Genomic DNA, 21,440 nt, shown 5'->3' on the forward strand with positions numbered 1-21,440 from the left:
CCCTTTTCGGCATCACCCGTCGAGAGATAGGCGGCGAGGCCGTAAGGCGTGTCATTGGCAATTTCAACGGCTTCGTCCTCGTCCTCGAAGGGGATCATCACCAGAACCGGGCCGAAGACCTCCTCGCGCGCGATCGTCATCTGGTTGTTGACGTCGGCGAAGACGGTCGGGCGGACGAAATAGCCGCGGTTCATGCCGTCCGGGCGGCCCATGCCGCCGGTGACGAGGCGCGCGCCTTCGGCGATGGCGGTCTCGATGAGGCCCTGGACCTTGTTGAACTGGGCCTGCGAGACGAGAGGGCCGATATGCCGACCGCTTTCGCGCGGATCACCGACCTTAACGGCTTCGGCGGCATCCTTGGCGAGACCGACGACATCGTCATAGACGGTGCGCTCGACCAGCATGCGGGTCGGCGCGTTGCAGGACTGGCCGGTGTTCTCCATGCAGTGATTGACGCCGCGGCGCACCACCTTGGAAAGATCGGCATCGGCGAAGATGATGTTCGGCGACTTGCCGCCGAGCTCCAGCGTGACCCGCTTGACGGTGTCGGCCGCGCCCTTGGAGACGAGCGCGCCGGCGCGCGTCGAGCCTGTGAACGACATCATGTCGATGCCGGGATGGTGCGACATGGCCTCGCCGACGCCCGCGCCGTCGCCATTGACGAGGTTGAAGACGCCCTTCGGGAAGCCCGCCTCGTCGACGAATTCGGCAAAGAGGATGGCGGAGAGCGGCGCGATCTCGGACGGCTTCAGCACGCAGGTGCAGCCCGTCAGCAGCGCCGGGATGACCTTCAGCGTGATCTGGTTGACTGGCCAGTTCCACGGCGTGATCAGGCCGCAGACGCCGATCGGCTCGCGCACGATCACCTGACCTTCGGCGAAGGGCTCTTCCCATTCGAAATTTTTGGCCGCCTGCAGGAAGCCGGCCATGTGCCAGGGGCCGGTGGCCGCCTGATCGTTGATGGCGAAGTCGATCGGGGCGCCCATCTCGAGCGAGATCGCCTCGCCGAGTTCGTTCATGCGACGCTTCATGACGGCGTCGAGTTTTTCGAGCAGCGCAATGCGGACCTCAAGCGGCGTCGCCGCCCAGCCCGGAAACGCAGCGCGCGCGGCCGCGACGGCCTTGTCGACGTCAGCCTTGGTGCCGAGCGAAATCACAGCGCAGACTTCCTCCGTCGCCGGATCGATGACGTCGCAATCATTGGACTGTTCCGGCGCCACCCAGGCACCGTCGATATAGAACTCACGCTTTTCGATCATGGCGATTTCCTTTCCCGTTTTTCCGCTTGGCTACACCACCGCGAACCAATTGAAAACCGGCTATCGCCATACCGCTGCAACCGGTCGCACAGGCGCGACGGCGACGGACGGAAGATCAGGGCTTGAAGACGCGGCGGGGGCGGAACTCGCCCTGCGCGATCTCGCCGATGGCGATCAGCTTGCCATGCTCGAAGGCGCAGGCGTCCTCGGTCGGCAACGGTGCATCGCGGCCGCGCAGGATGACGGGATTGCCGAGACGGATACGGTTCGCCTGGTCGCCGGCGACGGTGATCTGCGGATAGCCATGCATGGCCTCGCCGGTGTCGAGCAGGAACGGATCGAGCGCGGCAAAGCGGGCCGCAAGGCGTGCTTCCACGGCCTCGGGATCGTCCTCTTCGCCGCCGACCGCGGCCTCGGCATCGGCTGCCGCCTTCTGCAACTCTTCCAGCGCGACGGCGTCCTCCTCGTCGAAAGGATCGACGACGGTGCGGCGCAGTTCGACGACATGGCCATAGCAGCCAAGCTCGCGGCCCATGTCGCGGGCGAGCGAGCGGACATAGGTGCCCTTACCGCATTCGACCTGGAATGCAGTGCGGCCGTCGTCATGCGACAGGATGGTCAGGCTCTCGATCTCGACCTCGCGGGCGGGAATGTCGACCGCCTCGCCCTCGCGGGCGAGATCATAGGCGCGTTCGCCGCCGATCTTGATCGCGGAATAGGCGGGCGGCTTCTGCTGGATCGCTCCGGTGTAGTTGGGAAGGATCGCCTCGACGGCGTCGCGCGACGGGCGTTCAACGGATTCGTTCAGGACATCGCCTTCGGCGTCGTCGGTCGCGGTCTCGGCGCCCCACTGGACGGTGAAGCGATAGACCTTCTCGCCCTCCATCACATAAGGCACGGTCTTGGTCGCCTCACCGAGCGCGATCGGCAGGATGCCGGACGCGAGCGGATCGAGCGTGCCGGCATGGCCGGCCTTTTCGGCTTTGAACAGCCACTTGATCTTGGAGACTGCATCGGTGGAGCCCATGCCGAGCGGCTTGTCGAGCACCAGCCAACCGGAGATCGGCCGGCCCTTCTTCTTGCGCTGCCGGGCCATTACTCGTCCCCGTCGTCGTGCTCGAGATCGCGGGCGACTTCGGGCGACCGCAACAATTCGTCGATCTTGGAGAAATTGTCGAAGGACGTATCGGCGCGGAAGCGGAACTGCGGCATGAACTTCATCTGGCTCAGTGCATGGGAGGTCCGTCCACGGATGAACTTCGCGTTGGCGGCCAGCGCCTTGATGACAGGGTCCATGTCGGCGCGGCCGAGTGCGGTGACAAAGACGGTGGCGATCTTCAGATCAGGCGACATGCGTACCTCATTGACCGACAGGACACAGCTTTCGAGGACCGGGTCGCGAACCTCGCCGCGCTGCAAGACCTCGGTCAACGCATGACGCACCTGTTCGCCAACGCGCAACTGGCGCTGGGAAAGGCCTCTGGATGTACCTGATTTTGCCATGAATAAAACAGACGGGACCGTTTGCACGGCCCCGCCTCCATAAATTGCGTCATACAGTTTACAGCGACCGGGCGATTTCCTCGACGCGGAAGCACTCGATCACATCACCGGCGCGAATGTCGTCATAATTCTCGAAGGCCATGCCGCATTCCTGGCCGACCGGGACTTCCGAGACTTCGTCCTTGAAGCGCTTGAGCGTCTTGAGCTTGCCTTCGTGGATGACGACGTTGTCGCGCACCAGGCGCACGCCGGCACCACGCTCGACCTTGCCTTCGGTGACCTTGCAGCCTGCGACCTTGCCGACCTTGGTGATGTTGAACACCTCCAGGATCTCGGCATTGCCGAGGAAGGTTTCGCGGCGTTCCGGCGACAGCAGGCCCGACATGGCCGCCTTCACATCATCCAACAAGTTGTAGATGATGTTGTAATAGCGGATCTCGACGCCGTTTGCTTCCGCGGCGTCACGTGCCTGCTTGTTGGCACGCACGTTGAACGCCATGATCGCAGCGCCGGTGGATTCGGCCAGCGAGACGTCGGTCTCGGTAATCCCGCCGGCGCCCGAATGGACGATGCGGGCCTGAACCTCGTCGGTGCCGAGCTTGTCGAGCGCGCCGATAATCGCCTCGACGGAGCCCTGCACGTCGGCCTTGATGACGAGCGGGAATTCCGCCAGCTCGCTGTCGCGGGCCTGCGCCATCATCTGCTCGAGCGAACCACGCGAACCGGCCTGACGTGCGACGGCCTTCTCGCGGGAGACGCGCTGGCGATATTCGGAAATCTCGCGGGCACGCGCCTCGCTGTCGACGACGGCGACACGGTCACCGGCCTGCGGCGTGCCGTTGAGACCGAGGATCTCGACAGGCAGCGACGGTTCGGCTTCCTTCAACTGCTCGCCATGATCGTTGATGATCGCGCGGACACGGCCCCACTCGTCGCCGGCGACGACGATGTCGCCGATCCGAAGCGTACCGGTCTGGACCAGGACCGTGGCGACGGAGCCGCGGCCCTTGTCGAGCTTGGCCTCGATGACCACGCCTTCGGCGGTGCGGTCCGGGTCGGCCTTGAGTTCCATAACCTCGGACTGCAGCAGGATCGCCTCAAGAAGCCCGTCGAGATTGGTGCCCTTGAGCGCCGAGACCTCGACGTCCTGCACTTCACCGCCCATGGATTCCACGAAGACCTCGTGCTGGAGCAGTTCGGTGCGGACCTTCTGCGGGTCGGCATCCGGCTTGTCGATCTTGTTGATCGCCACGATCAGCGGCACGCCGGCGGCCTTGATGTGATTGATGGACTCGATCGTCTGCGGCATGACGCTGTCGTCGGCCGCAACCACGAGGATCGCGATGTCGGTCGCCTGGGCGCCGCGCGCGCGCATCGCCGTGAAGGCGGCGTGGCCCGGCGTATCGAGGAAGGTGATCTTCTGACCGTCCTTCTCGACCTGGTAGGCGCCGATATGCTGGGTGATGCCGCCGGCTTCGCCGGAGACGACATTCGCCTGGCGGATGGCGTCGAGCAGCGACGTCTTGCCGTGGTCGACGTGACCCATGATGGTGACGACCGGCGGACGCGGCTTCATGTCCTCGGGGTTGTCCTCGACGTCGAAGATGCCTTCCTCGACATCGGCCTCGGTGACACGGCGCACGGTGTGGCCGAATTCCTGAGCGATGAGTTCAGCCAGATCGGCGTCGATCAGATCGCCGGGCTTCATCATCTGGCCTTCCTTCATCAGGAACTTGACCACGTCGACGGCGCGTTCGGCCATGCGCTGGGCGAGTTCCTGGATGGTGATCGTCTCGGGCAGCACGACCTCGCGCGAAATCTTCTCGCGCGGCTCGTTGCTCGCCATGGAGCGCTTGAATTTCTCCTGGCGGCGGCGCATCGCGGAAAGCGAACGCGAACGGCCCTCGCCGTCGGCGCCGACATTCGAGAGCGTCAGCTTGCCACGGCGGCGTTCGTCCTCGCGGCGCGGCGCCGGCTTCGGCGGTGCTTCGGCGGCGCGGCCGGGACGGCGCGGACCACCACGGCCCTCTTCGTCCTCGCCACCGGCGCGGCGAGCAGCCGGCTTGGCGGCGGCCGGTTTTTCTTCCTCGGGCTCGGGCGCACGTTTCGCGGCCTCGACCTCGGCGTGTTCGCGCGCGACTTTCTCGGCGGCAAGGCGTTCCTCTTCCTCGCGCTGACGGCGCTCGGATTCGGCGCGCTCCTGGGCGCGGCGCTCATCTTCCTCGGCGCGGCGCTTGGCTTCCTCGGCGGCGCGTTTGCGATCCTCGACCTCGCGAACCTTCGCCTCTTCGAGGGCGCGCTTGCGTGCTTCCATCTCGCTTTCGGAAAGCTGGTTCAGGACCACGCCGCTGCGATCGTCGGCGGCGGGCGCCGGAGCCGGTGCGGCCGGTTTCGGCGTCTCGGCGGCGGGGGCCGGCGCTGCCGCGCGCGGCTTCAGCCCGGCGGAGAGGGATCCCGCAGCCGGCTTTTCGTCGGGACGCGTGAACTTGCGCTTGCGCGTTTCGACGACCACCGATTTCGACCGGCCATGGCTGAAATTCTGCCGGACGGTGCTCTTGTCACCGCCGGAGCGCTTCAGCGTCAGCGTACGTTTGCCGTCCGCGCCGGTTTTCTTGTCGTCCGAAGTTGTATCACTCATTCCGTAGTCTTACCCTTCGCGGTCTTCGCGTTCGCGCCGCCTGATTTCGTATTTTCTGCGCCGAAATGCCGGAAACGGTCGAGAAAAACAAGGCTCCGCAGTGCGGCCTGTCCCGGCTGCCCGTCAATTATCGCAGCATGTATCACATTTCCCGCGCCTAATGCCAAATCCAATTCGCCCTCGGCGAAGGATTTGAACGCGGGGATATCCGGCCCGTCCATATGGTGAACGAAGGCACGGGCCTGGTCTATCTTGCGCACCCCGTCAGGAGCAGCGCCCGGATCGTGCAGCACGGCGAGCGCCGCGCCGCTTCGAACGGCCTTGTCGACCTGGGTGGCGCCCGTCACCACGGCGCCAGCCTTGCGGGCAAGGCCCAACTGGCCGAGCGCCCGCTTGGCTATCAGATGATCGACGAGGGCGCCGAGTTCAAGATCGGCGGTCACTTCCTCCTTCAAGCCGCGGCGAAAAAGCTTCTTCGCGACCGCCTTGTCGATCAGCTCGCGCCTGGCCGTGACCCAGCAGCCACGACCCGGCAGGTTGCGCTTCAGGTCAGGGACGACGTTCCCGTCAGGCCCCGCCACGAAGCGGATCATGTCGTCCGCGGAACCGGCTTCCCCGGTCACGATGCAGGTGCGGTCGTTCATGTCGTCCTTCTTGCCTGCATACATGCCGTGTTCCGATCCGCGCGCCCATGGTTCCAGCCTCAGGCGCCGAAGACGACGCCGGCTTCGCTCGGCGCCTGTTCTTCCGCAGCATCTTCGGTCTCGGCCTCTTCCTCGGCGTCCGCCCGCAGATCCTCTTCGGTGATCCAGCCAACGGCGAGACGGGCGGCGACGACCATGTCCTCGGCCTCGGCGCGGGTGATGCCGAAGGGCGTCAGGACACCGTCATAGATCGTCGTTTCGCCGTCCTTGCGTTCGCGCCAGCCGACGAGATCGTCAGCCGCGCAACCGGCGAAGTCATCCATCGTCTTGATGCCTTCCTCACCGAGCGCGACCATCATCGCGGTGGTGATGCCGGGAACTTCGCGGATCTCGTCGACCACGCCCAATTCCTTGCGCTTGGCGTCGTTCTCGGCCTCGATGCGGTCGAGATGCTCGCGCGCACGGGTCTGGATCTCGGCGGCGGTATCTTCGTCAAAGCCCTCGATGGAGGAAACCTCCTCCGGATCGACATAGGCAACTTCCTCGATCGAGGTGAAGCCTTCGGAGGCCAGAACCTGGCCGACCATCTCGTCGACGTCGAGCGCCTCCATGAAGAGGTTGGAGCGTTCGACGAATTCCTTCTGGCGGCGCGCCGATTCCTCTTCCTCGGTCAGGATGTCGATGTCCCAGCCGGTCAGCTGCGAGGCGAGGCGCACGTTCTGGCCGCGGCGGCCAATGGCGAGCGACAGCTGCTCGTCCGGCACGACGACCTCGATGCGCTCGGCATCCTCATCGAGCACGACCTTGGCGACTTCGGCCGGCTGCAGCGCGTTGACGATGAACGAGGCCGCATCGGGCTGCCAGGGAATGATGTCGATCTTCTCGCCCTGGAGTTCGGCGACAACCGCCTGGACGCGGCTGCCACGCATGCCGACGCAGGCGCCGACCGGGTCGATGGACGAATCGCGCGACACGACAGCGATCTTGGCGCGGGAGCCCGGATCGCGGGCGACCGACTTGATCTCGATGATGCCGTCGTAGATTTCCGGCACTTCCATCTGGAACAGTTTCGCCATGAACTGCGGATGGGTGCGCGACAGGAATATCTGCGGCCCGCGCTGTTCGCGGCGCACGTCGTAGACATAGGCGCGCACACGGTCACCGTAGCGGTAGGTTTCACGCGGGATCAGTTCGTCGCGGCGGATGATCGCCTCGGCACGGCCGAGATCCACGATGACGTTGCCGTATTCGACGCGCTTGACCGTGCCGTTGACGATCTCGCCGACGCGGTCCTTGAATTCCTCGTACTGGTTGTCGCGCTCGGCTTCGCGGACCTTCTGCACGATAACCTGCTTGGCCGACTGGGCGGCGATGCGGCCGAAATCGAGCGGCGGCAGCTGCTCGGCGATGAAGTCGCCGGGCTGGGCTTCCGGATTGCGGTCACGGGCCTGCTCGATCGAAATCTGGGTGGCCGGATCCTCGACCGTCTCCGAGACCTCCAGCAGGCGCTGCAGCTTGATCTCGCCGGTCTTTGTGTTGATGTCGGCGCGGATATTGGTTTCCTGGCCGTAACGCGATTTTGCGGCCTTCTGGATGGCATCGGCCATGGCGCTGATGACGATGTCCTTGTCGATCAGCTTCTCGCGCGCGACCGCATCGGCGATCTGCAGAAGTTCCAGCCTGTTAGCACTGACAGCCATTGTCGTCTCCTCTATGGCGTTCAAGCGTCCGCATCACCGTCGGATGCGACGTCTTCGTCTTCAGTTTCCAGTCCGCGCGCCTGTCGGGCAGCCTTGTCGGCCTTGAGCGCGGCGCGGATCAAATCGTCGGTCAGGATCAGCCTGGCATCGGCAATCGTGTCGAGCGGAATTTCCGCGACCATCGGCTCACCGTGTTTCGCCTTGTCGGCTTCCACCGTGACGGCATTTTGGGTCAGACCAGTGATCGTGCCGCGGAAGCGCTTGCGCCCCTCGACAATCACCGAAGTCTCGATCTTGGCCACGTGACCGCGCCACTTGGCGAAGTCGGACAGGCGCACCAGCGGCCGGTCGATGCCCGGCGACGACACTTCCAGATGATAGGCCCGGTCGATCGGGTCCTCCACATCGAGAAGCGGCGAAATCATGCGGCTGACGGCCTCGCAGTCCTCGACCGTCATGGTGCCGTCGGCGCGCTCGGCCATGACCTGCAGCGTCAGGCCGTTCATGCCCGACAAGCGCACGCGAACCAGCTTGAAGCCGGCCGAGTTGAGAACCGGCTCAATGATCGCGGCGACGCGCGCATCGACGCCGGTTTCCCGGACGATGCGTTGTTCGTCGTTTTCTATCGGCGCCAGATATGCGTCGCTCAAGGGCCTGCGATCCTTACCGCTAAAACAAAAAGAGCGGGTCCTTGCGGGCCCACTCTTGTTCGGATGACCAAGAATTTGACTTCCATATACGCCTCGCGGGCCCGGGACGCAAGGGGCGCGACGCCGGACGCCCGCTGGCGCCGCATTAACCGCCTGCCGCGGCCGCAAAGTCTTCATTAACCATAATCGGGATAAAAAGAGCACGGTTTCAAGTGTGTGTGAGTTGTCATGTTTGCGCGTATTCTGCCGGTTCTGTGCTGCCTTGGACTTGTCGCCGGTTGCGCAAACGATGTTACCCCCCGAAAATTCCACAATGCGCCGGAGATCAAAGGGCCCGAGCTCTCGCTTGCCTTCCTACGGCCGGACCGGCGCGGCATGGAAGACGTGCTGCCGACAAAGGGCCGGCTGGCCGGACGCACGATCCCGGTTTCCTCGGTCTACGATATCAGGCTGAAGCCGCGCGAGGTGGTCCTGACCTTTGACGACGGGCCGGTTCCGGGACGAACGGACAGTATTCTCGACACGCTCGACGAGTTCGGCGTCAAGGCGACGTTCCTGATGGTCGGCGAGATGGCGCATCGTCATCCCGAAACGGTGCGCAAGGTGGCCGCGCGCGGCCATTCGATCGGCAGCCATTCCTGGGGCCATCCGAATCTCGCGAAGATGAGCTTCGACCAGGCGGTCGCCGAGATCAAGCGCGGCGAAGAGGCCATTCGCGCCGCCGGTGCGGGGCCGGTGAAGTTCTTCCGCTTCCCTTATCTCGCCGACACGAGCCGGCTGCGCACCTACATGGCGGCGCGCGGGGTCGTCGTGCTCGATGTCGACATCGACTCGAAGGACTATTTCAAGACCGGCCCGACGCAGGTCGCGGCGCGAACCATGTCGACCCTGCACCGCCAGGGAGGCGGTATCATCCTGTTCCATGACCTGCAGACCCGTACGGCGGCGATGCTGCCGGGGTTCCTCGCGATGCTGAAGCGGGAAGGCTATTCCGTCGTCCACATCGTGCCGGCGGACCGGCCAAGCATGCGGCTCGTCTTCGCGAACTGACGGCTATTTGCGGACAAAGGTCAGATAGGCCGGCGTGCGGCCTTCGCGTAGCGCCTTCGCCTCATAGCGCGTGCCGGGCCAGTTCTCGTAGGGGGCGCGCCAGTCGGAGGCGTTACGCGCCGGCCATTCAAAGGCCGGATGGGCGTGGATGTGCTGGAGCGTCCAGTTGACATAAGTGTCGATGTCGGAGGCGAAGCGGAACAGTGCGCCGGGCTTCATCACCCGGGCGAAACGGTCAAGATTGGCCTCGTTCACGAAACGGCGCTTCCAATGGCGTGGCTTCGGCCAGGGATCGGGATAAAGCAGGTCGATCCCGTCAAGGCAGGCATCCGGCAACCAGTCGAGCAATTGCGTGGCGTCATCGTCGTGGAGGCGGATGTTGGAAACGTCCTCGTCGCCAGCGGCCGAGACGAATTTCGCCATGGAATTGACGAAGGGCTCAACGCCGATGAACCCGGCATCGGGCCGAAGTTTCGCGCGGTGCAGCAAATGCTCGCCGCCGCCGAAACCGATTTCCAGAAGAATCCGGTCCGGATCATGGTCGAACAGCGCCGCGAGATCCGCCGGAGGGGCCTTCGCCAGATCGATCTTCCAAACGGGAAGAAGCCGGCCAAGCTGTTCGGCCTGGCGCGGCTTCAGGGTCTTGCCGCGCCGACGACCGAAGAACGCTTCGGTCGAGCGCGAGCGCCGGATTTCGCCGGTCATTTCAGGCCGAGAGCGGCCTTCAGCGGCTTGGCCAGATCGGTCTTCTCCCAGGAGAACGAACCGTCGCGGCCCGACTTGCGGCCGAAATGACCGTAGGCGGCGGTCTTGGCGTAGATTGGCTTGTTCAGGTCGAGATGTTTGCGGATACCGGTCGGCGACAGGTCCATCACCTCGCGCAGCGCGGTTTCGATCGCCGCGTCGTCGACCTTGCCGGTGCCGTGGGTGTCGACATAGACCGAAAGCGGCTGCGCCACACCGATCGCATAGGAGAGCTGGATGGTGCAGCGCTCGGCAATCTTGGCTGCGACCACGTTCTTGGCGAGGTAGCGCGCGGCATAGGCGGCGGAACGGTCGACCTTGGTCGTGTCCTTGCCGGAGAACGCGCCACCGCCGTGCGGTGCCGCGCCGCCATAGGTGTCGACGATGATCTTGCGTCCGGTGAGGCCGGCGTCGCCGTCGGGGCCGCCGATCACGAACTTGCCGGTCGGATTGATGTACCAGTTGCAGTTCTCGGAGACGGGCATATCGCCGAGGGCCTCAAGAATATAGGGCTCGACGACGGAGCGGACCTTCCCGGAGTCCCAGCTGCCGTCGATATGCTGCGTCGACAGCACGATCTGCGTCACCTCGGCCGGCTTGCCGTCCTTGTAGTGGACCGTCACCTGGCTCTTGGCGTCGGGGCCGAGCTTGGCGGCCTCGCCCTCGCCGGCATGGCGTGCGGCAGCGAGCAGTTCGAGAATCTTGTGGGCGTAATAGATCGGCGCCGGCATCAGTTCCGGCGTCTCGTTGCAGGCATAGCCGAACATGATGCCCTGGTCGCCGGCACCTTCTTCGCCCTGCTTGTCGGCGGCGTTATCGACGCCCTGCGCGATGTCCGCAGACTGGCCGTGCAGCAGCACGTCGACCCGGCAGGTCTTCCAGTGGAAGCCGTCCTGCTCATAGCCGATGGCCCGGATGGCGCGGCGGGCAGCGGAGCGGAACTTCGACGGATTGACCATCGGATGGCCGGTCGCGTCGGTGACGAAATTGCCGGCCTTGTCCTTCTTGAGCATCGTTTCGGGAACGCGCACTTCACCCGCGATGACGACGCGGTTGGTGGTGGCCAGCGTCTCGCAGGCAACGCGCACGCGCCACTTCTCGTCCTCGCCGTGCTTGCGTGCCTCGCGATAGATCAGATCGACGATCTCGTCCGAGATCCGGTCGCACACCTTGTCGGGGTGCCCCTCGGAGACCGATTCGCTGGTGAAGAGATAGTCCTGACGCGCCATGGATAGATCCCCAATAAAAAGACACTGTCCGCCGCCAGATCGGCGGCGGAAATTCCGCCCTCGTTAGGCAAGAGGGCATTTCCGGTCAAGCAAAATCCGGATTTCGCTTAAAGATATAAGGATAAGTGCATATCCCGAATCGCCAAAAGGGGTAGGAACGGGCGTCAGCTGTCGTCCGCCTCGGCCGCCAGCGCCTTGACGAGATCGATAATGCGCCGGCGGATCTTGGAATCCGATATCTTGACGAATGCCCGGTTGAGCTGGAGTCCCTCCGAACTGGACAGGAAGTTGACGACGTAGGACGAGGAATTTTCGCTCATGCCGGTCGCGGAGACCTCGCCATTGTCGCCCGGCGCATCCTCGAAAAAGAAGGATACCGGCACGCCGAGGATGGCGGCGATATTCTGCAGCCGGCTGGCGCCGACGCGGTTGGTGCCTTTCTCGTATTTCTGGACCTGCTGGAAGGTGATGCCGAGCGCCTCGCCCAGTTTTTCCTGGCTCATGCCGAGCATGGTCCGACGGAGCCGGATCCGGCTACCGACATGAATGTCAATCGGATTGGGTTGTTTCTTATTATTGGCCATTTCCTGTCCTTGCCACCACGTGGCTCGTTATCGTTGTTCTTTCCAAGGACCAGTTGGAGCCGGCATGGCGATGCAGCCGACGTAACGGAAACATCATAGCAGTGGACTTCGTGTTATTCAAAGCGTGTCATTTCAGGGGTTGCGGCGGCGATGTGACGCGCGTCCGGCGACGCGTCCACCGGCCGCAAGAATTGCCAAAACGAACAGAATCGACAGGAAGATCCGCCGGCCGTAACGGCGGTAGATCGTCTCGGGCAACGGTGCGCCGGGACGGGCCTCGACGGCGCCCCTGACACCGTAGCCGAGCGCATCGAGCTGGCGTCCATAGGCATCGAATATGCCGGAAATTCCGTTGTTGGCGGCACGCACCAGCGGCAGCCCGTTTTCGACGGCGCGCAGACGCGCCTGATGGACATGCTGGTAAGGCCCGGGCGTGTCGCCGTACCAGGCGTCGTTGGTGACGTTGACGATCATCGTCGCCGGATCGCCATCTGCCTGCATCTCGTAGGGAAAGATCGCCTCGTAGCAGATCGAGGGCAGAACGACGACGCCATTTGGCAACGACAGGGTGCGGCGGGTCTCGGCGGCGGAGTAGCCGCGATCGGCGTCGGCGATCTTCTTGAGGCCGAGGCGCTCGGCAATCGCCTTGAAGGGGAGATATTCGCCGAACGGCACCAGATGCTCCTTGTCGGCGGCGTCGATGATGACACCGTCGGCGTTCAGCGCCAGGATCGAATTGTAATAAGTGGACCCGCCATCGCCGTCGCCCGTCTCGGCGGCGCGCACCGCGCCGGCGAGCAGCGTCTGGTCGCTGTCCAGCGCCTCGGCGATCGCCGCGACCGCATCGGGCGATTCCGTCAGGATGAAGGGAATGGAGGTTTCCGGCCAGACGACGATGGCGGGTTTTTCGCCGGTGGCGTTCGGCTCTGCGGTCAGCGCGAGCAGCGTGTCGAAGATCTCGTTGCGGCGTTCTGTATCCCATTTTTCCGACTGCTCGATGTCCGGCTGGACAATACGGACGAGCGGCGCGCCGGGGTCGGGCGCCGCGGCCCCGGCAAGACGCCAGTAGCCGTAACCCGCATGGGCGCCAAGCAATGCGACGAGAAGCCCCGCGGAAAAACCGGCCCGCCAACGGCCCTGCGCGAACACAGCCGGCAACGAAAAGACGAAGACGGCGAGCGCGTTCATGCCGACGATACCGACGGCGGAGGCCGACTGCATCAGCATGGGAACGGGCATCGCGGCATAGCCGATCGCGTTCCACGGAAAGCCGGTGAAGGCGAAGCTGCGCAACCATTCGGCTACGCCGAAACCAAAGGCCAAAGCGGCGATCCGGCCAATGCCGTCCGACCACATCATGCGCGCCAGAACGGCGGCCAGCCCATAGAAGATTGCAAGGAAGGCCGGGATCGCCAGCACGGCGAAGGGCCAGAGCCAGACATAATCGCCGGCCTCGGCGAAAAGCGCGTTGCCGATCCACCAGAGCCCGGCGACGAAATAACCGAAACCGAACAACCATCCCGTCGCAAAGGCGGGCCATGCCGTGGCGATCCATGAGCGCGAGGGCTTGGCGATGGCGCCGTCGAGCAGCCAGACGAGAAGCGGGAAGGTGACGAAACAGACGGCGAAGATTCCGAACGGGGCCTGGCCAAGCACGGTCAGCGCGCCGGCAAGCACCGCAAGGAGCGATCGCCGCCATCCGGTCATCAGCAATATGCGATTGGCAAAACGCTCCATCCGCCCGCCCGGAACCGAATCAAAATCGTATCGGAGGTTTATCAGCCATCACCCGCGGAGGCGATGTCACTCGGCGTTTTCCGCTGTTTTTAGCGGCTGTTCGGCAAGATTTCCGGCAGGCTCCGGCTTCGCCTCCGGCACGGCGGCATCGCGCTCCGGTTGGTCACGGCGCGCCGGACGCCGTTTGGCGCGCACAATCCGCACCCGCTTGATGCGGCGCGGATCGGCCTCGAGAACCTCGAATTCATAACCGGCGAAAGACGCGATCACCTCGCCGCGCACCGGAATTCGGCCGAGAAGCGAGAAGATCAGGCCGCCGATCGTATCGACATCATCGTCCTCGCTGCGGGCGGCTTCCAGAAACTCTTCGCCGAGCGGCTTGGCGAGCTCTTCAAGCTCGACGCGGGCATCGGCGATAATGGTGCCGTTCTCTTGCTCGGTGAACAGCGCCTCGTCCTCGTCGTGCTCGTCCTCGATGTCGCCGACGACCATCTCGACGATGTCCTCCAGCGAGACGAGGCCGTCAGTGCCGCCATATTCGTCGATGACGAGCGCCATCTGGATGCGCTGCGCCTGCATGCGCGCCATCAGGTCGGCGGCGAGCATCGACGGCGGCACGAAGAGCACCTCGCGAGCGAGCTTCAGCTCCTCGATGGTCCTGTCGAGCTGTACCTTGGAAAGATCGAAATCGGCTGCGCTGTTGTGGCCGACGGTGGCCGTGCCGTTGCGGCGGCGGCGTTTCTTCTCGGCGGCAAGCTTGGTGATCGCGGCGACGACATCGCGGATATGGACCATGCCGCGCGGATCGTCGAGCGTCTCGTCATAGACCGGCATGCGGCTGTGGCCGGATTCCTCGAACAGCTTGAGCAGTTCGCCGAGCGTCGTCTTCTGGTCGACGGCATCGACTTCGGCGCGCGGGATCATCACGTCCTCGACGCGGACCTCGCGCAGCCGCAGGATGTTGTGCAGCATCGCGCGTTCGCCGGGCGTGATCGTCTGGTCCCACTCGCCGTGACCGGCAAGCGCGTCCTGAAGATTCTCGCGAATGGTCGGAGCCGATTGCGGCCGAAACAGGAATACAAGGCGCTGAAGGAATCCCGGGTGGCCGCGTGTCTTGCCGGGGTCAGCGCCGGGACTTCGGGGAACGGTGTCGCCGTCGCCGGCGCTTTCAGGCCGGGCGGCTTCGATGTCATCTCTGGTCATAAGTCGTCGAGTGTTTCAATCATGGGCAGAATAGGGATCGGAAACGCCCATGTCAGCAAGAATTGCGCGTTCCGCAGTCTCCATCTCGTCGGCGTCCATGTCATTTTCGTGGTCGTAACCCAAAAGATGCAAGAAACCGTGAACGACGAGATGACGCAGATGGTCATCGAAAGCCTTGTCTTCAAGCGCCGCTTCGCGCGCGACCGTCTCGTAAGCGATGACAATGTCGCCAAGCATCGGGCCGGGCGGATCGCCGGGCTCGAGCGCGAAAGCGGGAAAGGACAGCACATTGGTCGGCTTGTCCTTGCCGCGCCACTCGGCGTTGAGGCGCTGCATCGACGCGTCGTCGGTGAAGACGACGGAGAGCTCGCTTTGCGCCTCGCGCAGGCCGAGGCGGGCCGTCGCCGCATCGACGCTCTGCCGGGCAATCGCCTGCAATGCGTCCTCGCCGGCCCAGTCGCCGGCCTCGACATTGACGTCGATGGCGATGCCCAAGGTCCTAATCCTGGTTCGGATTCGCGTCGTAGGCGGCGACGATCCGCCCGACGAGCGGATGGCGCACGACGTCCTTCTCGCCGAACCGAACGGTCACGATGCCCGGCACGTCGCTCAGCACGTGCAACGCCTCGACCAGCCCGGACTTGGCGCCGAGGGGCAGGTCGACCTGCGAAGGATCGCCGGTGACCATCATCACAGAATTCTCGCCGAGACGGGTCAGGAACATCTTCATCTGCATGGCCGTGGTGTTCTGCGCCTCGTCGAGGATGACGGCGGCATTGACCAGCGTACGGCCGCGCATGAAGGCGAGTGGGGCGATCTCTATGACTCCTGCGGCTAGCGCGCGCTCGACCTTGTCGGCCGGGATCATGTCGTAGAGCGCGTCGTAGAGCGGGCGCAGATAAGGATCTACCTTCTCCTTCAGGTCGCCGGGCAGGAAGCCAAGCCGTTCTCCGGCCTCGACGGCGGGGCGCGACAGGATGATCCGCTCGACGGCGCCGCGTTCCAGCAGCATCGCCGCGTGGGCGACGGCGAGAAAGGTCTTGCCGGTGCCGGCGGGGCCGACGCCGAAGACGAGTTCGGCACGATCGAGCGCGCGAATATAGGCGTCCTGGTTGGGCGTTCGCGCGAATACCGTCTTCTTGCGCGTCGATATCTGCGCGGCGGCGAGTTTCGCTGGCGCAGCGATGGTCGGCAGCGAAAGCTGGTCGTCGGCCGCGACCGCCATGCGGAGCGCCCCTTCGACGTCGGACGTCACGGGCTCCTCGCCGCCGGCGGCGACCCGGTCATAGAGATAGTCGAGCGCGCGGCGCGCCTGTTCCGTGGCGACGGGTTCGCCGCGGATGGTCACCTGGTTTCCCTTCGAACGGACGTCGACGCCAAGACGCTGCTCGATCAGGGCCAGGTTCTGGTCGAACTGGCCGTAGAGCGCGCGGGCGTGATCGTTGTTGTCGAAGCTCAGGACGATGTGTGCCAGATCCGAGGCACCGGTGGATACGGGATTCACGTTGGCTTTTGCGTTCAAGCCTGAAGTTCCACTTCCCTGTTATGCGCCATCCGCCAGAAGGCTGTTCGCGGATGCCCTGCTGATTCGCACATTCACAATGTCGCCGATTTTTCCGACAGTTTCACTACAAACTACAGGCTGCAGCCAAGGAGAACGGCCGGCGATCTGGCCGAACTCGCGTCCCGGCTTTTCCAGAAGCACCGAAATCGTCTTTCCCTCCAGCCCCTGCATGAATGCGGCCTGCTGTCCGGCGAGCAGCGCCTGAAGGCGCTGCAGGCGTTCCGACTTTAACGCATCGGGCACCTGATCGGCCAGATCGGCGCCCGGCGTGCCCGGGCGCGGCGAATATTTGAACGAAAAGGCCTGTGCATATCCGATATCGCGGATCAGCCGCATCGTGTCCTCGAAATCAGCCTCCGTCTCGCCGGGAAAGCCGACGATGAAATCGCCGGAGAGCGCGATATCCGGGCGCGCGGCACGGATGCGGTCAACCAGCCGGCGGTATTCGTCGGCCGTGTGCTTGCGGTTCATCGCCTTCAACAAGCGGTCCGAGCCTGCCTGCACCGGAAGATGGAGATAGGGCATCAGGCATTCAAGATCGCGATGCGCCTCGATCAGCGCGTCGTCCATGTCGCGCGGGTGGCTGGTCGTGTAGCGCAGGCGCGCCAGACCCTCGATCTTCGCCAATTCGTGCAGCAGCTGGCCGAGGCCCCATTCGCGCCCGTCCGGGCCTTCACCGTGCCAGGCGTTGACGTTCTGGCCGAGGAGCGTGACCTCGCGGACGCCGGCATCGACCAGCTGGCGGGCCTCCGCCACGATCTGGCCGACCGGGCGGGAGACCTCGGCGCCGCGCGTATAGGGCACGACACAGAAGGTGCAGAACTTGTCGCAGCCCTCCTGCACGGTGAGAAAGGCGGTGACGCCGCGCGCCCGGATCTGGCGGGCGTCGTGGGCCGGCAACTGCTCGAACTTGTCCTCGATCGCATAATCGGTCTCGACGAGCTTCACGCCACGGCGGGCTTCGGCGGCAACCTGCGGCAGGCGATGATAGGTCTGCGGCCCGATGACGAAATCGACCACCGGCGCGCGGCGCAGGATCTCCTCGCCCTCCGCCTGGGCGACGCAACCGGCAACGCCGACAAGCACGTCCCGGCCCTCGGCGCGCCGCTTGTCGCGCAGCTTGCGCAGGCGGCCGAGCTGCGAATAGACTTTTTCGGCCGCCTTTTCGCGGATATGGCAGGTGTTGATCAGGACCATGTCGGCATCGTCGATCGTCGCCGTCTCGACATAGCCGTCGGCGCCCAGCGCATCGGTCATGCGCTGGCTGTCATAGACGTTCATCTGGCAACCGTAGGTCTTGACGTAAACCTTGCGGGCATTCGCAGGGGCCGGCGCGGCCTCCCGTTCCAGGATTTCTGCAATGTCGTTCATGCCGGTTCCTTAGCGCTTTTCGTCGCCGGTGAGAAGCGCGGTGCGGCCGCGAAGCGCAACCGAGGACATCTCGCGGATCGCGTCCTCGCAGGCCGCGGCGAGCGCCTTGCGGTCCGGCATGTCGGAGGCCGGAAAGGATTTTCCGAAAATGATCGTCACATCGACCGCACCCTCGGCAAGGACCCGCCACAGATGCGGCCCGAGTTCGATGTCGCCGGGCCATGCCGCCACCGGGCGGTCGTAGCGCCCCATCGGCATGCCGTGGAGATGGGTGTAGACGATGGCGACGGGCTGCACATGGACCGGCTTGTCCGAGGCTCCGGCGGTGACCCCGACCGCGCCGAAGAGCGAGGATTTGAAGGGCAGGAGAAAATTGCCGTCCGCGGTGGTGCCTTCGGGAAACAGGACGATGGCGTCGCCGCGCGAAAGCCTTTTTCGGATTCGGGCGGCCTGTTCGCCGGTCTTGCCGCGCCGGTGGCGCTCGACGAAGACGGTTTCCTGCAGTTTCGCCAGAATCGATACGCCGGGCCAGCCGGCGACCTCGTCCTTGGCGATGAAGGAGACGGGCGCCGCCGCGCCGAGCGCAACGATATCGAGCCAGGAGACGTGATTGGCGGCGATCAGCACGCCGACATCGTCATGGCAGGCCGGCTCGCCGTGGACGCGCAGCCGCAGGCCGATGATGCGCGCGGCGATGCGGTGCCAGAACTGCGGCAGCCGGCGGCGCAATGGCCGTCCGCGGCGGATGGCGATGACCTGGAACGGCGCCAGCACGGCCGTCAACGGCACGAGGAAGCCTACGAAAATCGCCAGACGGACCCGCCGGTTCACGCGCTCCGATCCTTCCCGCCGGCCGGCACGGCGCAGAAATCTTGCAGCGATTTGTCGTATCCCGCGCTCACGTCCTACCCCGACGATACTGCGACGAGCGGTTAACGGAGATCGCGACGCATGACAAGCGCCGCGGACAGGCGGCCCGCGTTGTCACGGTAGTAGTCGGGCCGGCCGCCGACCTCGAAGAAACCGAGCCTACGATAGAGCGAAATGGCGGGCGTGTTGGTCTCGTCGACCTCGAGAAAGATCGATTCGACGCGGTCGCCATGCGCCTTCGACAGCACCGCATGCATCAGCTTGCGGCCGAGCCCGTGACCCTGCCAGTCGGGCGCAACGGCAATCGTCAGGATTTCGGCCTCGCCCGCCGCGGCGCGCGCGAGCACGAAGCCGAGGATGCGCGCCTTGCCCCAGCGCAATTCACGCGCGACATAGCCGAACACCGCCGGCTTGGACAGAAGATCGTGGAACTCGCCATCGGTCCATGGCCGCGAGAACGTGCCGGCATGCAGTTCCGCCATGCAGTGCGCGTGCGAGGCGTCGAGCGGATCGACGACGACATCGAGCGGCAACAGCCAGCCGAGCGGCCACTTCATCGCGCGGACTCCCTGGCGCCGGCGCGCGGCAAGGCGAACCCGGTCTGCGGCTTGGCGTCGGCGCCGCGCAGGTACAGCGGCACCGGGGCATGCGGCGATACCGCCGAAAGCCGGGCAACGGTCGCGACAGAGCCGGTCGCGCGGTCGATTCCCGTTTCAACCGGACGCGCGAGCGCCGCAGCGACGGCGTCCGCGGCGTTGCCGGCGAGAAAATCGACCGAGGCCGGAACAACGGAGGCGGCGTCAGCCGCCTCGACCGCCGCCGGTTCGTCGAACTGAATTCCCGCCGCATCGAAGGACTGGACGAAAATCTGGCCGCGCCCGCCATTGACGGCGACAGTGACGTCGCCGCCGGTTTCGGCTCGGGCATCGGCAGCAATCGCCTCCAGCGTCGTCACGCCGGCGACGGGAATACCGAGCGCAAGGCCGAGGCCGCGCGCGGCGGCAACCCCGACGCGAATGCCGGTGAAGGAGCCTGGGCCGATGGCGACGGCGATGCGGGACAAATCTGCGTAATCGCGGCCCGCCTTTCCGATGACCGCGGCGATGACATCCATCAGCTGTTCGGCATGGCCGCGGCCGATATCGCGCTCCTCGGCCGCCAGCACGCGGTCCGCCGCCTCGTCCCACAGGCAGGCGGAGCAAAAGTTGGCGGCGGTGTCGATGGCGAGCGTGAGCATCGAAACTGGTTATTCAACCGGAGACCCAACCGCAAGCTCGCCAATGGGGCCGGTTGCGCTCAACCTTCGGCGAAAGCCACCGGCGGATCGTATTTCGGCTTCACCACCGTCCTGACCAGAAAGGTCTTGCCGGCATGAGGATCGTCGGCACGTTCCGCGTCAGTCATGTCCTGCCAGGCGGAGGTGACGGCGATCAATCCGTCGCCGACAAAGGCCGGACAGGTCGTCTGGCGAGCCGGGATGTTTATGGTCAGCATTTGCTTTCCGTCCGGTGCGTAGCAATCGAGCGCACCGGCAGAATAGCGTGCGTTCCAGAGATTGCCATCGGCATCGGTGACGGCGCCGTCGAGACCGCCCTTGCGGCCCAACGGATCGAAAAACACCTTCGGTTCTCCGGCCGGCGCGCCGGTTTTCGGATCGCAGGCGACCTTCATCAGCTTGTTGACGCGCGTATCGGTGAAATAGGCCGTCGCGCCGTCGGACGAAAAACAGGTGGCGTTGGGAATGGCGACATTGTCCCAGAGTTTTTCGACCGTGCCGCGGAAATAGCGGTACCATGCGCCGGCGCCGTCCTCGGCCTTCTTGCCCATGGTGCCGAACCAGAAGGCGCCGGACGGGTGCACGCGGCCGTCATTGGATCGGGTCGCGGGATTGTCGGCCTCGACGGCGACATGCAGCGTCAGCCTGCCGGTGGCGTTGTCGAGCACATGCAGCCCGGTTTCGGTCAGGATCAGGTCCCGCCCGGCGTCGATCACCGCCATGGCGCTCGCCATTTCCGGCAGGTCGAGCGCGCTCGCCTTGCCGCTCGGCATGTGCAGCGCATGGCGCCTGCAACCGAGGACATCGAACCAGAACAGCGTCTCGCGGGCAGGGTCGTAGACCGGCCCCTCGCCCAGCTTGCATGCGATTTCGGAAAGGACCGATACGTCGGCCATCGGCTCAGACCTCCAAGGTTCCGGTGAAGACGGCGTCCCATGTGGCGACCGTCTTTTTGGCGCGGAGCGCGATTTCGGCCGGGTCCATGCCGGGCCGGAAGATCGACGAGCCGAGCCCGAACACGCGAATGCCCTGACGTCCATAGGCCTCGAAATCGAGATCGGAAACGCCGCCGACGGCGCCGATGACCAGACCGGGAGGCAGAACCGCCGAGATCGCCTTGATGCCGGCGGGGCCGAGGACGCTTGCCGGAAAGAATTTTAGCCCGGAGGCGCCCGCGGCGACGGCGGCCAGCGCCTCGGTCGGCGAAAACACGCCAGGCATGGTGACCATTTCATGCTCGCCGGCGCGCGCCATCACCGCCGCGTCGATATTCGGCGAAACCAGAAGGCGGCCGCCGGAATCGTTGAGCCGGTCGACATCGGCGGGTGTCAGCACCGTTCCGGCGCCGACAAGGATACGGTCGCCGAACGCGTTGGCGACGATCTCGATGGAGCGGAAGGGATCGGGCGAATTCAGCG

Annotated in this window: 21 protein-coding genes; 1 reads left to right on the top strand and 20 read right to left on the bottom strand. The window is 64.9% G+C overall.

Going from position 1 to position 21,440, the window contains the following annotated elements:
• The 7 genes from IG169_RS19575 to rimP all read right to left on the bottom strand — a co-directional run.
• A partial coding sequence (locus IG169_RS19575; protein WP_193177952.1) for an aldehyde dehydrogenase family protein occupies window positions 1-1,259 on the bottom strand: 1,259 nt, incomplete at its 3' end.
• A gap of 115 nt (window positions 1,260-1,374) precedes the next feature.
• Window positions 1,375-2,355 carry a tRNA pseudouridine(55) synthase TruB gene (gene truB / locus IG169_RS19580; protein WP_193177953.1) on the bottom strand — a complete coding sequence of 327 codons (981 nt, stop codon included), beginning with the start codon at window positions 2,353-2,355 and terminating at the stop codon, window positions 1,375-1,377.
• Window positions 2,355-2,762, bottom strand: a complete 408-nt coding sequence (gene rbfA / locus IG169_RS19585) for a 30S ribosome-binding factor RbfA (protein ID WP_193177954.1) — start codon at window positions 2,760-2,762, stop codon at window positions 2,355-2,357. The genes truB and rbfA overlap by 1 nt, the downstream gene beginning before the upstream one ends.
• Before the next feature lie 58 nt (window positions 2,763-2,820).
• A complete protein-coding gene (infB, locus tag IG169_RS19590; protein ID WP_193177955.1) occupies window positions 2,821-5,400 on the bottom strand; it encodes a translation initiation factor IF-2 in 2,580 nt (859 codons plus the stop codon).
• Window positions 5,397-6,068 carry an RNA-binding protein gene (locus IG169_RS19595; RefSeq protein WP_246717466.1) on the bottom strand — a complete coding sequence of 224 codons (672 nt, stop codon included), beginning with the start codon at window positions 6,066-6,068 and terminating at the stop codon, window positions 5,397-5,399. Before IG169_RS19595 ends, infB begins: the two co-directional genes overlap by 4 nt.
• Window positions 6,069-6,103: 35 nt before the next feature.
• Window positions 6,104-7,744 carry a transcription termination factor NusA gene (gene nusA / locus IG169_RS19600; protein ID WP_193177957.1) on the bottom strand — a complete coding sequence of 547 codons (1,641 nt, stop codon included), beginning with the start codon at window positions 7,742-7,744 and terminating at the stop codon, window positions 6,104-6,106.
• A gap of 20 nt (window positions 7,745-7,764) precedes the next feature.
• Window positions 7,765-8,394, bottom strand: a complete 630-nt coding sequence (rimP, locus tag IG169_RS19605; protein ID WP_246717467.1) for a ribosome maturation factor RimP — start codon at window positions 8,392-8,394, stop codon at window positions 7,765-7,767.
• A 228-nt stretch (window positions 8,395-8,622) separates the two neighbouring features.
• Between rimP and IG169_RS19610 the strand changes: the two genes are divergently transcribed.
• Window positions 8,623-9,444: a polysaccharide deacetylase family protein gene (locus IG169_RS19610; protein ID WP_193177958.1), complete on the top strand. Its 822-nt coding sequence runs from the start codon at window positions 8,623-8,625 to the stop codon at window positions 9,442-9,444.
• Between the two features lie 3 nt (window positions 9,445-9,447).
• On the opposite strand, the gene trmB is transcribed toward IG169_RS19610, so the two are convergent.
• The 13 genes from trmB to IG169_RS19675 all read right to left on the bottom strand — a co-directional run.
• A complete protein-coding gene (gene trmB / locus IG169_RS19615; RefSeq protein WP_193177959.1) occupies window positions 9,448-10,149 on the bottom strand; it encodes a tRNA (guanine(46)-N(7))-methyltransferase TrmB in 702 nt (233 codons plus the stop codon).
• Window positions 10,146-11,417, bottom strand: a complete 1,272-nt coding sequence (gene metK, locus IG169_RS19620; RefSeq protein ID WP_193177960.1) for a methionine adenosyltransferase — start codon at window positions 11,415-11,417, stop codon at window positions 10,146-10,148. The genes trmB and metK overlap by 4 nt, the downstream gene beginning before the upstream one ends.
• A gap of 164 nt (window positions 11,418-11,581) precedes the next feature.
• Complete coding sequence (locus tag IG169_RS19625) at window positions 11,582-12,001, bottom strand: helix-turn-helix domain-containing protein (RefSeq protein ID WP_193177961.1); 420 nt, start codon at window positions 11,999-12,001, stop codon at window positions 11,582-11,584.
• A gap of 132 nt (window positions 12,002-12,133) precedes the next feature.
• Window positions 12,134-13,738 (bottom strand): apolipoprotein N-acyltransferase, encoded by a 1,605-nt coding sequence (lnt, locus tag IG169_RS19630; protein WP_193177962.1) that lies wholly within the window; start codon window positions 13,736-13,738, stop codon window positions 12,134-12,136.
• Window positions 13,739-13,804: 66 nt separating this feature from the next.
• Window positions 13,805-14,941 (bottom strand): hemolysin family protein, encoded by a 1,137-nt coding sequence (locus IG169_RS19635; RefSeq protein WP_193177963.1) that lies wholly within the window; start codon window positions 14,939-14,941, stop codon window positions 13,805-13,807.
• A 15-nt stretch (window positions 14,942-14,956) separates the two neighbouring features.
• A complete protein-coding gene (ybeY, locus tag IG169_RS19640) occupies window positions 14,957-15,445 on the bottom strand; it encodes an rRNA maturation RNase YbeY (protein ID WP_193177971.1) in 489 nt (162 codons plus the stop codon).
• Window positions 15,441-16,463 carry a PhoH family protein gene (locus IG169_RS19645; RefSeq protein WP_246717469.1) on the bottom strand — a complete coding sequence of 341 codons (1,023 nt, stop codon included), beginning with the start codon at window positions 16,461-16,463 and terminating at the stop codon, window positions 15,441-15,443. Before IG169_RS19645 ends, ybeY begins: the two co-directional genes overlap by 5 nt.
• A gap of 21 nt (window positions 16,464-16,484) precedes the next feature.
• Entirely contained in the window at window positions 16,485-17,876 is a 1,392-nt protein-coding gene (gene miaB / locus IG169_RS19650; protein ID WP_193177964.1) for a tRNA (N6-isopentenyl adenosine(37)-C2)-methylthiotransferase MiaB, read from the bottom strand.
• A 9-nt stretch (window positions 17,877-17,885) separates the two neighbouring features.
• Window positions 17,886-18,707: a lyso-ornithine lipid O-acyltransferase gene (gene olsA, locus IG169_RS19655; protein ID WP_193177965.1), complete on the bottom strand. Its 822-nt coding sequence runs from the start codon at window positions 18,705-18,707 to the stop codon at window positions 17,886-17,888.
• A 101-nt stretch (window positions 18,708-18,808) separates the two neighbouring features.
• The gene (rimI, locus tag IG169_RS19660) at window positions 18,809-19,303 is read right to left on the bottom strand and encodes a ribosomal protein S18-alanine N-acetyltransferase (protein WP_193177966.1); all 495 of its coding nucleotides are present in this window, start codon (window positions 19,301-19,303) and stop codon (window positions 18,809-18,811) included.
• The gene (tsaB, locus tag IG169_RS19665) at window positions 19,300-19,983 is read right to left on the bottom strand and encodes a tRNA (adenosine(37)-N6)-threonylcarbamoyltransferase complex dimerization subunit type 1 TsaB (protein ID WP_193177967.1); all 684 of its coding nucleotides are present in this window, start codon (window positions 19,981-19,983) and stop codon (window positions 19,300-19,302) included. The genes rimI and tsaB overlap by 4 nt, the downstream gene beginning before the upstream one ends.
• A 59-nt stretch (window positions 19,984-20,042) precedes the next feature.
• Window positions 20,043-20,918 carry an SMP-30/gluconolactonase/LRE family protein gene (locus IG169_RS19670; protein WP_193177968.1) on the bottom strand — a complete coding sequence of 292 codons (876 nt, stop codon included), beginning with the start codon at window positions 20,916-20,918 and terminating at the stop codon, window positions 20,043-20,045.
• A 4-nt stretch (window positions 20,919-20,922) separates the two neighbouring features.
• Window positions 20,923-21,440 (bottom strand): 2-dehydro-3-deoxy-6-phosphogalactonate aldolase (locus IG169_RS19675; protein WP_193177969.1); only part of this gene is annotated, 518 nt, incomplete at its 5' end.

This window comes from Oricola nitratireducens, assembly GCF_014904745.1.
Classification (GTDB): Bacteria; Pseudomonadota; Alphaproteobacteria; order Rhizobiales; family Rhizobiaceae; genus Oricola; species Oricola nitratireducens.

What these genes read in the sequence shown, in the direction of transcription:
- IG169_RS19670 (WP_193177968.1), bottom strand. Translation starts at nt 20,918, where the DNA reads ATGGCCGACGTATCGGTCCTTTCCGAAATCGCATGCAAGCTGGGCGAG.
- rimI (WP_193177966.1), bottom strand. Translation starts at nt 19,303, where the DNA reads ATGAAGTGGCCGCTCGGCTGGCTGTTGCCGCTCGATGTCGTCGTCGAT.
- trmB (WP_193177959.1), bottom strand. Translation starts at nt 10,149, where the DNA reads ATGACCGGCGAAATCCGGCGCTCGCGCTCGACCGAAGCGTTCTTCGGT.
- truB (WP_193177953.1), bottom strand. Translation starts at nt 2,355, where the DNA reads ATGGCCCGGCAGCGCAAGAAGAAGGGCCGGCCGATCTCCGGTTGGCTG.
- IG169_RS19595 (WP_246717466.1), bottom strand. Translation starts at nt 6,068, where the DNA reads ATGTATGCAGGCAAGAAGGACGACATGAACGACCGCACCTGCATCGTG.
- lnt (WP_193177962.1), bottom strand. Translation starts at nt 13,738, where the DNA reads ATGGAGCGTTTTGCCAATCGCATATTGCTGATGACCGGATGGCGGCGA.
- tsaB (WP_193177967.1), bottom strand. Translation starts at nt 19,983, where the DNA reads ATGCTCACGCTCGCCATCGACACCGCCGCCAACTTTTGCTCCGCCTGC.
- nusA (WP_193177957.1), bottom strand. Translation starts at nt 7,744, where the DNA reads ATGGCTGTCAGTGCTAACAGGCTGGAACTTCTGCAGATCGCCGATGCG.
- miaB (WP_193177964.1), bottom strand. Translation starts at nt 17,876, where the DNA reads ATGAACGACATTGCAGAAATCCTGGAACGGGAGGCCGCGCCGGCCCCT.
- IG169_RS19625 (WP_193177961.1), bottom strand. Translation starts at nt 12,001, where the DNA reads ATGGCCAATAATAAGAAACAACCCAATCCGATTGACATTCATGTCGGT.
- metK (WP_193177960.1), bottom strand. Translation starts at nt 11,417, where the DNA reads ATGGCGCGTCAGGACTATCTCTTCACCAGCGAATCGGTCTCCGAGGGG.
- rbfA (WP_193177954.1), bottom strand. Translation starts at nt 2,762, where the DNA reads ATGGCAAAATCAGGTACATCCAGAGGCCTTTCCCAGCGCCAGTTGCGC.
- IG169_RS19610 (WP_193177958.1), top strand. Translation starts at nt 8,623, where the DNA reads ATGTTTGCGCGTATTCTGCCGGTTCTGTGCTGCCTTGGACTTGTCGCC.
- IG169_RS19635 (WP_193177963.1), bottom strand. Translation starts at nt 14,941, where the DNA reads ATGACCAGAGATGACATCGAAGCCGCCCGGCCTGAAAGCGCCGGCGAC.
- infB (WP_193177955.1), bottom strand. Translation starts at nt 5,400, where the DNA reads ATGAGTGATACAACTTCGGACGACAAGAAAACCGGCGCGGACGGCAAA.